The organism is Kitasatospora sp. NPDC057904 (assembly GCF_042887925.1).
Taxonomy (GTDB): Bacteria; Actinomycetota; Actinomycetes; order Streptomycetales; family Streptomycetaceae; genus Kitasatospora.
The window spans coordinates 32485-46060 of sequence record NZ_JBHVOL010000027.1; the positions used below are offsets into that span (position 1 = coordinate 32485).

A 13576-nucleotide genomic window follows, 5' to 3' on the forward strand; every position below is an offset into this window, starting at 1 on the left:
TGTGTGTGCCCCCTGAACGCGCACGGACCTCTGATGGCGCACGGACCCCTGAACGCGCACGGACCGCCCGGACGCCGTGGGGGGCGTTCCGGGCGGTCCGTGGATGACCCGTTTCTCCGTTCGCCCGGCGTTCAGGGGGCGCCGGGTGGTACTCAGGTGGTGCGGGTGCGGGCCGTGTGGGGGTTCGGCCCTGGGAGGTCAGTGGCTCAGTAGCCCTGGCCCTGCGGCTGGTAGCCGTTCTGCTGGAACTGACCGGGCTCGCCGTACGGGCCCGGACGCTGCGGCTGCATCGGGCGCACCGGCGCGACCGGGGCCATGGCCGGGCGCAGCTGGCCGCCGCCGAAGGACTGGTCGCCCTGGCCGGGGAAGCCGGGGCCGGCCTGGCCCGCGCCGTTGAACGACTGCTGGCCGCCGAAGCTCTGCGGGCCGCCGTGCTGCTGGCCCGGCTGGCCGGGCCCGAACGCGCCCGGGCCGCCGATCGGCTGCGCACCGAACGACTGCTGGCCGCCCTGGCCGCCGACGAAGGTGTTCTGGCCGCCGAAGCTCTGGCCGCCGGACGGCTGGTAACCGCCGCTCGCGGTCTGGGCGAAGCCGGGTGCCGACGGCTGCGGACGCTGGTACGCCTGCTGGCCGCCGTAGCCGGGAACGGGCGGCTGGGGCGCGGAGGCGTACGCCGGCGCGGACTGCGCCGGGATGTACGCCGTGGCGGGGCCGGCGGAGGGGGCGCTGCTCGGGCCGGGACCGAGGGCGAGGCGGGCCGGCGGCAGGGCGGGGAGGTTGGAGGCGGCGCTCTCGTAGCCGGCGCCGTAGCGGTTGTCGTAGGACGGGCCGAGGCTTGATCCGTACCCGGACGACATGGCCGGCGGCAGGGCGGCCGGCACATTGATGGGGGCGATCTGCGGGACACCGCGTTCGGCGACAAGGCTGTCGTAAATCGGCGTGCCGGAGGAGAAGGACGGAGAGGGGTAGCCGACTCCGTCGTAGGAGCGGGGCGAGGTCATGGGGCATACGGTAAGCCCACAATGCGCCTGCTGAGGAGAGCGGGAGGGGGAGCAGTTCGAGTGTTTACACAGTCTTCGCTCGCACAAAGGTTTCGAAAGTAGGAAGAACGGACATACCGGCGTTCAGATCCGGACAACCTCGACACCCCGTCAGTGATCGAACAGCGCCCGGACGCACGACCTGCGGGGCCTTGTGGTGACTGGCCGGTGACGGCCCGGGTACCTGGCGGAGAAACTTTTACGGACGGGGCGTGCGCGGGCGCGTTCGAGCCCCCGCCGAGGGTGCGGCGGGGGCTCGTGAATGTTTCGGGGATAAAGTCCCCGTCAGCGTGTGCGCGGGCCGACTTCTCGCCCGTGCGGCCCGACTTGTGCGAGGCCGGGCCGGGCAGTGGGCCCGGTCGGCGCGCCCGCCGGGGGCGCCCAGCTGGTGTGCCTCGTCAGTGCGACTGCAGGGCCTGGGCCTGGGCCGGGAGGCCGGGGTGGCCGGTGACCTCGGAGGTGCAGAACGAGCAGCGCCGCGCCGCGGCCGGGATCGCGCTCAGGCACTCCGGGCAGTCGACCTTGGCGGCCGGCGCCGGCTCGCCCTCCTCGAACCGGGCCTGCAGCTTGCCGACCGGCACCACCACGACGAAGTAGATGACGGCGGCGACCAGGACGAAGCCGATCAGCGCGTTGACGAACACGCCGTAGGGGAAGCGGGTGCCCGCGACGTCGAAGGTCTTCTGGGTGAAGTCGCCGACGGCGCCGGTCGCGACCCCGATGAGCGGAGTGAGGAAGGCGGTGACGAACCCGGTGACGACGGCGGTGAAGGCCGCGCCGATCACGATGCCGACCGCGAGGTCCACCACGTTTCCGCGCAGCAGGAAGCTGCGGAATCCCTTGAACACCGAGTACTCCAAATCCGTACGGGGGAGGGGGAGATGGGGTACACGGAGGCGCCCCGGCCGGACATCCTGCCGACCGGTCGGGGCTGAGGTCCAACCGCGTTCACCCGATTCGCGTAACGGGCCTCGGAGGGGAGCAGGCCGTACGCAGTCGGCGCCCGGGCGCTCCGCGTACGGGGCGATCCGGCGGGGTCGGTGTCGGCCGGTGTTGTTCGGTGTGGTGCGGTGCGGTTCGGTGGGTCCGGTCCGGTGCCGTTCGCGGCTGACCGGGGGGCGGCTGCGTGACCTCGTGGTCCGGGCTCCGCCCTCCCTCACACCGGTCGCACGCGCAGTGAGCGTTCGTAGAACTCGACCATCTGGGCGGACACTTGGTGCAGTGTGAACGAGGTGAGGAAGCGCGCCCGGGCCGCCGTCGCCCGCGCGCGGGCCGCCGACCGGTCCGTGAGCGTGTCGGCGATGGCCGCCGCGAGGTCGGCCGGCCGCTCCGGCGGGACGAGCCGGGCGTAGTCCCCGGACCCGACGGTCTCGCGCAGACCGGGCAGGTCCGTGCAGACCAGGGGCGTGCCGATGCCCATCGCCTCGATCGCCGCACCGCCCTGGCCGTCCCGCCGCGCGGGCACCGCGACCGCGTCGGCGGCGGCCATCAGATCGGCGACGTCCTCGCGCGGCCCGAGGAAACGGACGTTCCCGGCGGCGTCGGCGAGTGCGCGCAGCCGCGCCGTCTCGGGGCCCTCGGCACCCGCGAGCAACAGGACGGCCGTCGGCTCCGCGCACCGGATCACCGGCCAGGCGTCGAGCAGCACGTCCAGGCCCTTGCGGTGGTACTGGCCGGCGGCGACGAGTACGACGGGCACGTCCCCGGGCAGGGCCAGCGCCCCGCGCACGGCGGCCCGGCGCTCAGGGGTCGCGGTGCCGAGCAACTCCGGGTCCCGTCCGCGCGGGACGACGTCTATCCGCCGGCGGGGCACCCGGAGGCGTTGCGCCGTCGCTGCGGCGACGTACCGGGTGAGGGCGTGGAAGCGGCGGGTGCCCCGGGCGGTCGCGGCGTCCAGCGCCTGGGACGGGCCGAGCCCGGCCGCCCCCGCCGCGCCGGACGGCGGATCGGCCAGGCTGGTGACCACCGGCGTCCGGGCGGCCAGCGCGGCGGCGCGGGCGAGCAGGTCGGAGCGCCGGGCCCCGGCGTGGCGGGTGGTGTGGACGAGGTCGGGGCGGCGCTCGCGGATCAGCCGGTGCAGCGCGGCCGCGGTGGCGGCCCGGCCCGGGCGGCCGACGGCGAACACGGCGGCGCCCGCCTCGGTGAGCTCGGCCTGACAGCCGCCGGGCACGTCGTGGAGGTAAGCGACGTCCAAACCGACGCCCGCGCGCACCAGTTGGGGCGTCATCGCGAGCAGGGCCCGCCCGGCCGCACCGAGCCGGCTGACGTCGTCGATCACCTGAAGCACGTGCACAGGCCACCCCCGCCCTTCACCGGGTGCGTCCGTTCTCCCGTGCCGGACGCGCCCTGACTGCCGATCAGCATCGCAGGTGGCCCGCGCGGCCCGCCAGGGATTACGCGCGAGGGGAACGCCACACGGTGCCGACCGGCGCCGTGTGGCGGGGAACGGGCCGGACCGGGGTGGAACAGGGCCGAACGGTGGGGCGAACCGGGGCGCACAGCGGTCGCATCCGGCGCACGACGGCGGGCTGCCAGCGCACGCCGGGGGTATCAGCGCGGGCGCACGGACCACCACCGGGTGGTGCGAAGGGGCTGTCGCGCGCGTGACGCTGTGCCAAGGTCGTTGCCATGCCCGACGACACGTGCGATACGTCGGCCGACCCGGCCGAAACCCGTCCCCGCATCCTGCACCTGATCAGCGATTCGCGCCGCAGCGGCGCCCAGAACTTCGCCCGGGACCTCCACCACGAGATGCGCCGGCGGGGCCAGTCCTCCGCCCTGATGGCTCTCGCGCCGAACCCCGGCTCACGCTCCTCCTCGGGCTCGCGGTCGGGGCAGCGTATCGAGCAGCAGCCCGACGGCGGGCCGGACCACGGCCCCGCGGCGCGGGCGATACCGCCCGGGGCGCGTCCGCAGACGTCGCCGGCGGCCCACGAGCCCCTGGCGCCGGACCAACCGGGCGCAACGTCCACGTCCACGTCCTCGTCCACGTCCTCGCCCGTGTCGCTCCCCTCGCAGTACCGGCAGTACCCGCAGCACTCGCCCTTCGCGCCTGACGCCCCCGGCGCGCGCACCGCGACCGTCCTCGGCCCCGGCCGGCTGCGTCCCTCCACGCTGCTGGCCCTGCGCTCCGCCGCCCGCGCCGCCGACGTCGTCCTCGCCCACGGCTCCGACACCCTCGCCGCCTGCGCCCTCGCCCTGGCCGGGACCCGCACGCCGTTCGTCTACGTGTCCGTCGGCCACCCCCGCTACTGGACGGGGACGGCGCTGCGCCGGGTCCGCGGCAGCACCCTCCTGCACCGGGCGGCGGCCGTCACCACGCTCACCGACGAGGCCAGGACCGTCCTGGAGGAGCACTTCCGGCTGCCCGACGGAAAGGTGCGGGTGATCCCCAACTCCCGTGCAGCCGAGAGTTATCCGCCCGCGGAGGGGAAGGACGAGCGGCGGGCCGCCCGGCACGCGCTCGGGCTGCCCGTGGACGTCCTGCTGGTGGCGTGGATCGGCGCGATCGCGCCCGAGAAGCGGCTGGACCTCGCGCTCGACGTGCTCGACCGGCTGCCGGACGTCCGCCTCGCCGTCGCCGGGGACGGCCCGCTGCGGGAGGTCCTGGCCCGGCACCCGGCCGCGGCCCGGGCCCACTTCCTCGGTGCGCTGCCCGACCCCGTTCCGCTCTACCGGGCCGCCGACGCGGTGCTGCTGACGAGTGACAGCGAGGGCGTGCCCGGCGCGCTCATCGAGGCGGCGCTGGCCGGGGTGCCGGCGGTGGCGACGGACGTGGGCTGGGTGCGGGAGGTGGTCCGGGACGGGGCGACCGGCGCGCTGGTCGCCCCGGGGGATCCGCTCGCCCTCGCGGAGGCGCTGGCCAAGGTGCTGGCCTGCAACCGAGCGGGCCTCGGCGCGGCGGCCCGGGAGCACGCGCTCGCGCACTTCGAGCTCGGCGCGGTCGTGGACGCCTGGCAGCGGCTGGTCGCCGAGGTGTGGGCGGAGAGCCGGGGGCGGGCGAGACGGGTGACGGCGAACAGATAACAGATGACAGATTTCAACATCTGTTATCTGTCATCTGTTAGTTGTCCGCCGTCGCCCGTCGCCCGTCGCCCGTCGCCGGTCCACCGCCGCCCGTCACCCATCGCCGGTCCACTGTCGCCGGTCCACTGCCGCACGTCACCGCCCGTACGCCCCGGTACGCCGATCGGGCGAATCGGGCCCTGCCCGCCCTGCGACGACTCGCCGGTAACGAACCGTCACGGCCAGACTGCCCGATGTGAATCCTGCGAAGTCCGAGAAGCCCGAGGCGCCGGCGAAGCCCCTCAAGCCCGTGAAGCCCGCGAAGCCCGCGAAGTCGAAGGCGCTGCTGAGGTCCACCGTCCTGCTCGCGGTCGCCGCCGGGATCGCCGCGTCGCCCGTCCAGGCCGGCGCGGCCGTCCACCGCCAGCCCGCCGAGGGCGTCCAGTACGTGAAGCTCGACCACCCGCAGCCGGTGCGCGAGTCCGCCCGCACCGAGGCGGTCGAGTTCTTCTGGTACGACTGCGGCCACTCGCAGGAGCTCGAACAGCCGCTCCAGGCCTGGTCGGACAAGCACCGCTCGGACGTCGCCCTGCGGCGGATCCCCGCGATCTGGCAGGGCGGCCCGGAGGAGGCCGTGCAGCGCGGCCACGCGCGCCTGTACTACACGCTGGAGCGCCTCGGCCTGGTCGAGAGACTGCAGGTGAGCGCGTTCCGCTCGGTGCACAACGACAAGGCCGACCTCACCACGGAGGTCGCTGCCACCGACTGGGCCGCGCGCCACGGCGTCGACCCGCAGCGGTTCCGCGAGGCCTACCGGTCCGCCGAGGTGGCGCGGTCGGTCGACGACGCGGCCGCGCAGTTCGTCCGCTACGGCGTCAACGAGCTGCCCACGGTGGTCGTCCAGGGCGAGTACCGCACCTCGCCGAGCAAGGCCGGCAGCGTCGACGCGATGCCCGAGGTGCTGGACTACCTGGTCCAGCAGGAGCAGCAGCGCAAGCACTGATGCCCGGGCCCGGTCGGGCCGGTGACGTGGAGTCAGTGACATGGAATCAGTGAGCTCATCCTTGCCAACTAACCATCTCAATGCTGTTTAATGGTTAGCATGAGCGAGCTGACGATCCCGCACGTCCACCACCGCCACGTCGATCTCGACGGCCTGCGCGTCTTCTACCGCGAGACCGGCCCGGCCGACGCCCCCGTTCTCCTCCTGCTGCACGGCTTCCCGTCCGCGTCGCACCAGTACGCCCGTCTGTTCGACGCGCTCGGCACCCGCTACCGCCTGATAGCCCCCGACTACCCCGGCTTCGGCCACAGTGACAGCCCCGCGCCGGACGCCTTCCACTACCGCTTCGACACCCTCGCCGACGTCGTCGAGCGGTTCTGCCTCGCGCTCGGCCTCGACCGCTTCGCGCTGTACGTCTTCGACTTCGGCGCCCCCGTCGGGTTCCGCCTGGCCACCCGCCGGCCCGAGTGGATCACCGGTCTGGTGGTCCAGAACGGCAACGCCTACGAGGAGGGACTCTCCGACCAGGCGCGGGAGTTCATCGCCAACCGGCACGGCGTCGAGGGTGCCGGCGAACGGGCCCGCGCGATCCTCACCCTGGAGATCACCCGCGGCCAGTACGAGGGCGGCACCGGCGACCCGACCCTCGTCGCCCCCGACGGTTGGACGCTCGACCAGCACTTCCTCGACCGGCCCGGCCGCAAGGACATCCAGGTCGAACTCGCCCTGGACTACCACTCCAACGTCGAGCTCTACCCGGTCTGGCAGGAGTGGCTGCGCGCCGACCAGCCGCCGGCGCTGATCGTCTGGGGCCGCAACGACCTGTTCTTCACGGAGGCCGGCGCCCGCGCCTACCTGCGCGATCTCCCCGGCGCCGAGCTGCACGTCCTCGACACCGGGCACTTCGCGCTGGAGGAGAAGCTGCCCGAAATCGCCCCGCTGATCGACGACTTCCTCGCGCGCACCCAGAAGTGACCTGCGTGGTAGGAGGGTTCAGTCACGCCGCAGCAGGTAGGTGACGAACCCGAGCACGCCCCGGTAGCCGTGCAGCCATGCGGCGCGGTGCCGGTCGGCGGCCTCGCGGGCGGAGGCCGCGCCGGGGTCGTCCGGGTGGTCGAGCGCCCACTCGGCGAGCGTGCCCGTCCACGAGAACTCGTAGGCGTCCCACTCCTGTTGGCTGCTGACGTGCCCGTCCACCGGTGTCCAGCCCTCGGCGATCAGGCGGTCGGTGGTGGTCGCCAGGTCCGCGTAGTCGTCCCGGTCCGCGCCCAGCCCTTCCAGCGCGGCCCGGGACGGCTCGCGCTCCCAGAACGCCTCGCCGACCAGTACCCGCCCGCCCGGCGCGAGTTGATCGCGGACAGCGGCCAACGTCGGCAGCAGCCCGCCGAAAGCGTGCGTCGCACCGACGTTCAGGACCAGGTCGAACGGTTCCGCCGAGTCGAACTCCCGTGCGTCGACGTGGTGGAGGCCGATCCGTCGCACCACGCCCAGCGCGGTCGCCGTCTCCCGGGCCCGGGTCAGCGCGTCCGCGTCGAGGTCGACCCCGACCGCCCGCCACCGCGGGCGCGCGGCCAGCGCTCGGACCAGCCAGGCGCCCTCCCCGCAGCCGAGGTCCAGCATCCGGCCGGCCTCGGCGTGCCCGGTGGCGCGCTCCAGCAGTCGGGCCACCGACTCGTCCGCGAGCGGCGCGGCGACCGGGTGGCGGGCATGGGCGAGACGGGAGAGCCGTTGACGGTCCATTCGAGCAGTATGGATCCGCGACAGTCGGTCGCGCGCGGAATCACGCGCGGAATCCCAGCCGGATCCCCGCCTCGGAATCCCGCCCCGGATCCCCACCCCGGATCCCCACCCCGGATTCCTGCCCCGGCTCCCGCGCCGAACCACGTCAGCCCGCGCCGGTCCCAGAGCCGGACACCCGCCAACCCGGACACCCGCCAACCCGCCACCCGGACACCCGGACACCCGCCAACCCGGAGCCCGGGTGTCAGACCTGCTGCGAGTATGTCCGGCCCTTCCAGGCCGCTCCCCGCCCGCGCCAGTGCTGGACGGCCGAGTCCACCGTCATCAGCAGGTACATCGCCGCCGTGAACGGGAGCAGCAGCACGGCCGGAGCCGGCTGCCCGTAGTACCGGACCATCGGCAGGTACGTGCCGGCCATCAGCGCCCACGCCGCCCCGCCCGCCACGGCGACCGCCGGAGCCCCCGCGAGCAGGCCGGTCACCGTCGCCACCGGCGGGACCAGGTACACCAGCGCCAGCCCGAGCACCGTCCCGAGCAGGAGCAGCGGCGAGTGCCGCAGCTGGGCGTACGCGCTGCGCGAGACCATCCGCCACAGCTGCTCCAGTCGTGGGTACGGCCGGACGCTGTCGACCTCCCCGGCGAGGCCGAGCCAGGTCCGCCCGCCCGTCGCCTTCACCGCGCGGGCCAGCGACACGTCGTCGATCACCGCGCCCCGGATCGCGGCCACGCCGCCCGCCCGTTCCAGTGCCTCCCGCCGCACCAGCGAGCAGCCGCCCGCCGCGGCCGCCGTCCGTCCGCCGGGGCGGTTGCTCCGGCGGAACGGGTACAGCTGTGCGAAGAAGTACACGAACGCGGGCACGATGAGCCGTTCCCAGCCGGTCTGGACCCGCAGCCGGGCCATCTGGGACACGAGGTCCAGCCCGTTGCTCTCGGCCGCGGCCACCAGCTCGGCGAGCGAGTCCGGGCCGTGCGCGATGTCCGCGTCCGTCAGGAGGAGGTACTCCACGTCCGGGCCGGCCAGTTCGACGCCGTGCCGCAGCGCCCACAGCTTGCCCGTCCAGCCGGGCGGCAGCGGGGGAGGGGTGGTGACGGTCAGTTCCAGGCCGTCCATCGTCCGCAGCTCCGCGGCGAGGGCGCCGGTGCCGTCGGAGCTGTGGTCGTCCACCAGGATCACCCGCGCGCGCCCCGGGTACTTCTGCGCCAGCAGCGTCGGCAGGCTGACCGGCAGCACCCGCGCCTCGTCCCGGGCCGGCACCACGACGGCCGCCTGCGGCCAGCGCGCCGGGGGCCGGCGCGGCGGGAGCCGCACGTCGGTGCGCCAGAAGGACCCGTGGCAGCACGCCAGCCAGAGCCAGACCAGCAGGGAGGACGCGGCGATCCACAGCAGGACGGTCACTCCGGCAGTCTGCCGCAGAACGGGCCCGGAAGGGGGGATCGACTAAAGTCTCGTCCCGTGAAGATCGCACTGATGGACTCCGGAATCGGCCTGCTGGCCGCCGCCGCCGCGTTGCGGAAGCTGCGCCCGGACGTCGACCTCGTGCTGTCGTCGAACCCCGCGTCGATGCCGTGGGGCCCGCACACGCCCGAAGAGATCACCGAGCTCGCGCTCGGCTGCGCCCGGGCCGCGGCTGCGCTCGGGCCGGACGCGCTCGTGATCGCCTGCAACACCGCCTCCGTCCACGCGCTCGCCACCCTGCGGGCCGAGCTCGAACCGGAGCTGCCCGTCATCGGCACCGTCCCGGCCATCAAGCCCGCGGCGGCGCTCGGCGGGCCGGTCGCCATCTGGGCGACTCCGGCCACCACGGGCAGCGCCTACCAGCGCGGCCTGATCCGCGACTTCGGGGGCACGGCGGACGTGACGGAGGTCGCCTGCCCGGGGCTGGCGGACGCGGTCGAGCACGGCGACGACGACGCGATCACCGCGGCGATCGCGGACGCCGCCGCCCGGACGCCCGCCGGCACGTCGGCGATCGTCCTCGGCTGCACCCACTACGAGCTGGTCGAGGACCGCATCCGCGCGGCCGTCGCCGCCACGGTGGCCCCGGGCTTCACCTTCTACGGCTCCGCCGACGCGGTCGCGGCCCAGGCGCTGCGCCGTGTCGCGGACCCGAGCCGCATCGGGACGGGCACGACGACGGTCCTCCACGCGGGCGTCCCCACCGTCCTCCCGCCGACCGCCGCCCTCTACGCCGAGTCGCGCGCGCTGGTGGCCCCGACCCTCGCGGTGTAGCTCCGCACGCGGGCCCGCCAGGGCCCGGGACGCCGATGGGCGCCGCGCGGGAAGTCGATCGGGTCGACTTTCCACGCGGCGCCCATCGGCGTCCCGGTCTTTTCCCGGCCCCGTACGCGAGGAAGAGGAGTCCGCCCCCTATCCGACCGGCCGGCGGCGCCAGCGGCGGTAGGCGGGCTCCAGGCCGGACAGGATCGTGTCGAACCGGCGGGTGCTGGTCGTGGAGTCGACCTGGAGCCGGCTGATCTGGAGCGGGTGGGAGGGGATCCGCGGCCCGAGGCGGTGGTCGGAGAGGAAGCCCAGGCGGTAGCCGAGTTCCTGCAGGACGGTCTCGGCGCGGGGGTCGTGGCCGCCGTCGGGGTAGGCGAAGGCGATGGGGGGCTCGCCGAGCCACTGCGTGAGGGCATCGTGGGCGCCCGCGATCTCGGCGCGGACGGTGTCGTCGTCGCAGCGCCCGAAGCACGGGTGCCCCTGGGTGTGGTTGCCGATCGCGATGCCGCCGTCCCGCAGGTCCCGCAGGTCGGCGGGGGTGAGCTGCTCCTGGCTCGGCGGTCGGCGGTCGGCGCTGACCCGCAGTTCGTGCAGGCTGCGCCGGCGGTCGGGGTCCGGCATGGCCTTGAGCCGGGGGAGCAGCTGCGCGGGGTGGCCGGAATCGAGTGAGCGGGCCCGGCCGCCGTGCCGGGCGAGGAAGTCGGCCTCGTGCCACCAGAACGGCCGCTCGGTGCCGATGAGCTCGGAGATGACGAACGCGGCGGCCGGGATGCCGCGGGCATCGAGGGCCGGCAGCGCGTGGGTGAGCACGCTGCGGTCGGCGTCGTCGAAGGTCACCAGCACGCTGCGCGGCGGCAGCGGCCGCTGCTCGGTGACGGCCTGCAGGACGGCGGCGAGGGAGACGGGGGTGGCGAGTCTTCGCAGCCGGTCGAGCTGGGCGCCGAACGAGCCGGGGTCGGTGACGCCGTGGTAGGCGAGGACGGCGAGCCGCTGGGCGGCGCGGGCCCGGAAGACCGGCTGGACGGGGGCGAACCGCAGCCAGTCGACGGGCTCGTTGCGGCGCCGGGTCCCGGCGGTCGCGCCCGCCGTCCACCCCCCGTGCGGCTCGCCCAGGCAGCCGGCGAACGGCGCCAGCGCGCGCACGCCGGGGGCGGTGGTGAACGCCGCGGTGGACATCGACGACCCGGACCTGGACGACCCGGACCTGGACGGCCCGGACCTCACCGGCACGGACCCGGTCGAGACGGACCCGGTCGAGACGGACCTGGGCGAGACGGACCCGGACGAGAAGGAAAGCGGCGAAGCGGACCTCGACGAGACCGACGAGACCGACGAGATGGACGAGGCGGACGACACGGACGACACGGACGACATGGACGAGGCGGACGACACGGATGAAACGGACAACGGTGATACGGACATCGGCACGACGGACATCGGCATGGCGGACATCGACGTGGTGGGCTGGGAATGCGGCACGGTTCCCCCTCGGTCGCCGAGCGGCGTGGCGGTACCGTCGGAAGACGGAGCCCGGCCTCCGACTCCAGTGGGCGGCGGCTCCGCCCCCTGGGTATTCCGGTCCTCGGCGGGGGGACGAACACCCGCACCGCGGACGGCTCCTGGATCGCTCAATGTAGTGGGAGACCCCCACCCCCGGCGGATGGTTGTGCTGGGTGGACGAGGATTTTTCGTGGACCGAATGTGGAGGTGAATTGCATGCTCACGGCAGGTGTGAAGGGTTGCGCTGAGTGCCGGGGGCATCACCGCCCGCGGGCTGCTTCCGGCGTCCGGCCGGGGTACCTTGGGCTCATGGCAGATGCGGACCGTGATCCCTTCCACCTGCACGGCGCGACCCGGATGGCGCGCGCATGGAGCGGCGGTGCCCTGGTGACCCACCAGATTCCGCTGGCCGTGGTGGGTCTGGCCTGCCTGGCGCTGGGGATCGTCGTCGCGGTGATCGTGCCGGACAGCGGCGGGCCCGCGTGGGCGATGGCCGTGGCCGGCTGCCTGGCGGCCGGGGTCCTGCTGCTCGGGCGGATCGCGTTCGGCCTGCTGCGCGACCGCCGCGGCGCCGCACTCTGAATACCGGTCCCGATAGCGGCCGGACGGCGGCCCGATACCGTGCTGATACCGGTCTGAGCGCCGCCCCCGAACACGGTGGGTGAACACCGGAACCGAACACCGCGAGACGCACCGAACTCGCGGAAGTGCGTACGCACGGTGAAGTCGGCGAACTCGGCGAACTCGACAAAAGCAGCCGAAGCGGCCGGATTTCGGCTGGTTCGGTAAAGCGTTCCCCACTTCTTCCACCATTCCCGGGCGACGCCTTCAAACCTCCCCTTACCGTGAATGCGTTCTCTTGGAGGGGTTGCGATGAGCGGCAGCGCCGGGACCGGTGGGTCGGAACCCGCCAGACATGCGCCGGGATCATGAAGCGCGGCGGCGACCTCGCGGTCGCGGCCCTGGCCGGGATCGTCGCGGTGCCGCTGGCGCTGGCGATCGCCGTGCTGCTGCGCTGGGCGGCCGACGGGCCGGTGCTCCTGCGCCTGCCCAGGGCGGGCCGGCACGGCCGCGTGTTCCACGTCCTGCGCTTCCGGACCGACCGGCGCGGACGGATCGGGGAACTGCTGCGCCGCACGGGCCTGGACGAACTGCCCCGGCTGTGGAACGTCGCCCGCGGCGAGATGGGGGTGATCGGGCCCCGGCCCGATCACCCGGCGCAGGTGGTCCACTACGACCGCCGCGAGCGCGCCCGGCTGGCCGTGCGGCCCGGCCTCACCGGCTGGGCGCAGCTCCAGGCCCGTGGGCCGTCCGCCGGGCTGAGCCGCCCGCAGTGGGCGGAGCTGGACCTCTGGTACGTCGAGCACCGCTCGTTCGGGCTCGACCTGCGGATCCTCGGTCTGACGGTCAAGGCGTTGCTGTGCCCGGACGACGGCGCGGTGGGCGACCGCGTACGGCCCGGCCGCCGAACCGGTCGGCCTGGGTAGGCTGCGGTTCATGGCCATTCCTCAGTTTCTCGCCGAGCTCCGTTCCGTGGTGGGCAACCGCCCGCTCTGGCTGAGCGCCGTCGCGGGCGTCGTGCTGGACGACCGCGACCGGGTGCTGCTCGCCAGGCGGTCCGACGACGGGCGGTGGGCGGTGGTGGGCGGCATCCTCGACCCCGGGGAGCAGCCGGCCGACGGCGTGGTGCGCGAGGTGCTGGAGGAGACGGGCGTGGTGGCGGTGCCCGAGCTGCTCGCCTCGGTCTCCGTCACGGAGCCGGTGACGTACCCGAACGGCGACGTGACGCAGTACCTGGTGCTGACCTTCCGCTGCCGGGCGATCGGCGGCGAGGCGCGGGTGAACGACGACGAGTCGCTGGAGGTCGGCTGGTTCGCGCTGGACGCGCTGCCGCCGATGATCGACCTCGAACACGAGCGGCTGCGGCACGCGCTGGAGTGCGAGGGGCCGGCGGTGTTCTCGTGGGAGGGCAAGGAGCGCCCCTGACGGTGCCGGGCGCCGGACCGGTCACCCGGGCGATGATCACCCGACGAGTCCCGGGTGACCGGCCGGCCGGTTCGCCCACCG

At 74.3% G+C, this 13576-nt stretch carries 14 protein-coding genes; 8 read left to right on the top strand and 6 right to left on the bottom strand.

Annotation, left to right across the window (positions count from 1 at the left end; translation table 11 throughout):
- Positions 1 to 206: 206 nt before the first annotated feature.
- From ACFVSN_RS38905 to ACFVSN_RS38915, 3 genes are all read right to left on the bottom strand, one after another.
- Complete coding sequence (locus tag ACFVSN_RS38905) at positions 207 to 1001, bottom strand: DUF6643 family protein (protein WP_380445623.1); 795 nt, start codon at positions 999 to 1001, stop codon at positions 207 to 209.
- A gap of 437 nt (positions 1002 to 1438) precedes the next feature.
- Positions 1439 to 1888, bottom strand: a complete 450-nt coding sequence (gene mscL, locus ACFVSN_RS38910) for a large conductance mechanosensitive channel protein MscL (protein WP_380445622.1) — start codon at positions 1886 to 1888, stop codon at positions 1439 to 1441.
- Positions 1889 to 2196: 308 nt separating this feature from the next.
- Entirely contained in the window at positions 2197 to 3327 is a 1131-nt protein-coding gene (locus tag ACFVSN_RS38915; protein WP_387958062.1) for a glycosyltransferase family 4 protein, read from the bottom strand.
- A gap of 341 nt (positions 3328 to 3668) precedes the next feature.
- On the opposite strand from ACFVSN_RS38915, the gene ACFVSN_RS38920 reads away from it, so the two are divergent.
- The 3 genes from ACFVSN_RS38920 (at position 3669) to ACFVSN_RS38930 (ending at position 7023) form a co-directional block, all read left to right on the top strand.
- Complete coding sequence (locus tag ACFVSN_RS38920) at positions 3669 to 5066, top strand: glycosyltransferase family 4 protein (RefSeq protein ID WP_387958064.1); 1398 nt, start codon at positions 3669 to 3671, stop codon at positions 5064 to 5066.
- 235 nt (positions 5067 to 5301) lie between these two features.
- Positions 5302 to 6048 (top strand): thiol:disulfide interchange protein DsbA/DsbL, encoded by a 747-nt coding sequence (locus ACFVSN_RS38925; RefSeq protein ID WP_387958066.1) that lies wholly within the window; start codon positions 5302 to 5304, stop codon positions 6046 to 6048.
- Between the two features lie 99 nt (positions 6049 to 6147).
- Positions 6148 to 7023 (top strand): alpha/beta fold hydrolase, encoded by an 876-nt coding sequence (locus ACFVSN_RS38930; protein WP_380445616.1) that lies wholly within the window; start codon positions 6148 to 6150, stop codon positions 7021 to 7023.
- Positions 7024 to 7041: 18 nt separating this feature from the next.
- On the opposite strand, the gene ACFVSN_RS38935 is transcribed toward ACFVSN_RS38930, so the two are convergent.
- Positions 7042 to 7788: an SAM-dependent methyltransferase gene (locus ACFVSN_RS38935; RefSeq protein WP_387958068.1), complete on the bottom strand. Its 747-nt coding sequence runs from the start codon at positions 7786 to 7788 to the stop codon at positions 7042 to 7044.
- A 244-nt stretch (positions 7789 to 8032) separates the two neighbouring features.
- On the bottom strand, positions 8033 to 9184 hold the full coding sequence (locus tag ACFVSN_RS38940; RefSeq protein WP_387958070.1) for a glycosyltransferase: 1152 nt from the start codon (positions 9182 to 9184) through the stop codon (positions 8033 to 8035).
- Between the two features lie 57 nt (positions 9185 to 9241).
- On the opposite strand from ACFVSN_RS38940, the gene ACFVSN_RS38945 reads away from it, so the two are divergent.
- Positions 9242 to 10018: a glutamate racemase gene (locus tag ACFVSN_RS38945; RefSeq protein ID WP_387958071.1), complete on the top strand. Its 777-nt coding sequence runs from the start codon at positions 9242 to 9244 to the stop codon at positions 10016 to 10018.
- 138 nt (positions 10019 to 10156) lie between these two features.
- Here ACFVSN_RS38945 and ACFVSN_RS38950 read toward each other — a convergent pair whose 3' ends face one another.
- Positions 10157 to 11185 (bottom strand): polysaccharide deacetylase family protein, encoded by a 1029-nt coding sequence (locus ACFVSN_RS38950; protein WP_387958073.1) that lies wholly within the window; start codon positions 11183 to 11185, stop codon positions 10157 to 10159.
- On the opposite strand from ACFVSN_RS38950, the gene ACFVSN_RS38955 reads away from it, so the two are divergent.
- The 4 genes from ACFVSN_RS38955 to ACFVSN_RS38970 all read left to right on the top strand — a co-directional run bounded on the left by ACFVSN_RS38955 (position 11178) and on the right by ACFVSN_RS38970 (position 13495).
- Positions 11178 to 11720: a hypothetical protein gene (locus ACFVSN_RS38955; protein ID WP_387958075.1), complete on the top strand. Its 543-nt coding sequence runs from the start codon at positions 11178 to 11180 to the stop codon at positions 11718 to 11720. The genes ACFVSN_RS38950 and ACFVSN_RS38955 overlap by 8 nt on opposite strands.
- A gap of 98 nt (positions 11721 to 11818) precedes the next feature.
- Positions 11819 to 12091, top strand: coding sequence for a hypothetical protein (locus ACFVSN_RS38960; RefSeq protein ID WP_380448608.1), 273 nt, complete (start codon positions 11819 to 11821; stop codon positions 12089 to 12091).
- 347 nt (positions 12092 to 12438) lie between these two features.
- Positions 12439 to 12996: a sugar transferase gene (locus tag ACFVSN_RS38965; protein WP_387958077.1), complete on the top strand. Its 558-nt coding sequence runs from the start codon at positions 12439 to 12441 to the stop codon at positions 12994 to 12996.
- A gap of 10 nt (positions 12997 to 13006) precedes the next feature.
- The gene (locus tag ACFVSN_RS38970; RefSeq protein ID WP_359970746.1) at positions 13007 to 13495 is read left to right on the top strand and encodes an NUDIX domain-containing protein; all 489 of its coding nucleotides are present in this window, start codon (positions 13007 to 13009) and stop codon (positions 13493 to 13495) included.
- Positions 13496 to 13576 lie beyond the last annotated feature (81 nt).

Coding starts and splice junctions, on each gene's coding strand:
- ACFVSN_RS38905 (WP_380445623.1), bottom strand. CDS start 1,001: ATGACCTCGCCCCGCTCCTACGACGGAGTCGGCTACCCCTCTCCGTCC.
- ACFVSN_RS38930 (WP_380445616.1), top strand. CDS start 6,148: ATGAGCGAGCTGACGATCCCGCACGTCCACCACCGCCACGTCGATCTC.
- ACFVSN_RS38950 (WP_387958073.1), bottom strand. CDS start 11,185: ATGTCCACCGCGGCGTTCACCACCGCCCCCGGCGTGCGCGCGCTGGCG.
- ACFVSN_RS38920 (WP_387958064.1), top strand. CDS start 3,669: ATGCCCGACGACACGTGCGATACGTCGGCCGACCCGGCCGAAACCCGT.
- ACFVSN_RS38970 (WP_359970746.1), top strand. CDS start 13,007: ATGGCCATTCCTCAGTTTCTCGCCGAGCTCCGTTCCGTGGTGGGCAAC.
- ACFVSN_RS38960 (WP_380448608.1), top strand. CDS start 11,819: ATGGCAGATGCGGACCGTGATCCCTTCCACCTGCACGGCGCGACCCGG.
- ACFVSN_RS38935 (WP_387958068.1), bottom strand. CDS start 7,788: ATGGACCGTCAACGGCTCTCCCGTCTCGCCCATGCCCGCCACCCGGTC.
- ACFVSN_RS38965 (WP_387958077.1), top strand. CDS start 12,439: ATGAAGCGCGGCGGCGACCTCGCGGTCGCGGCCCTGGCCGGGATCGTC.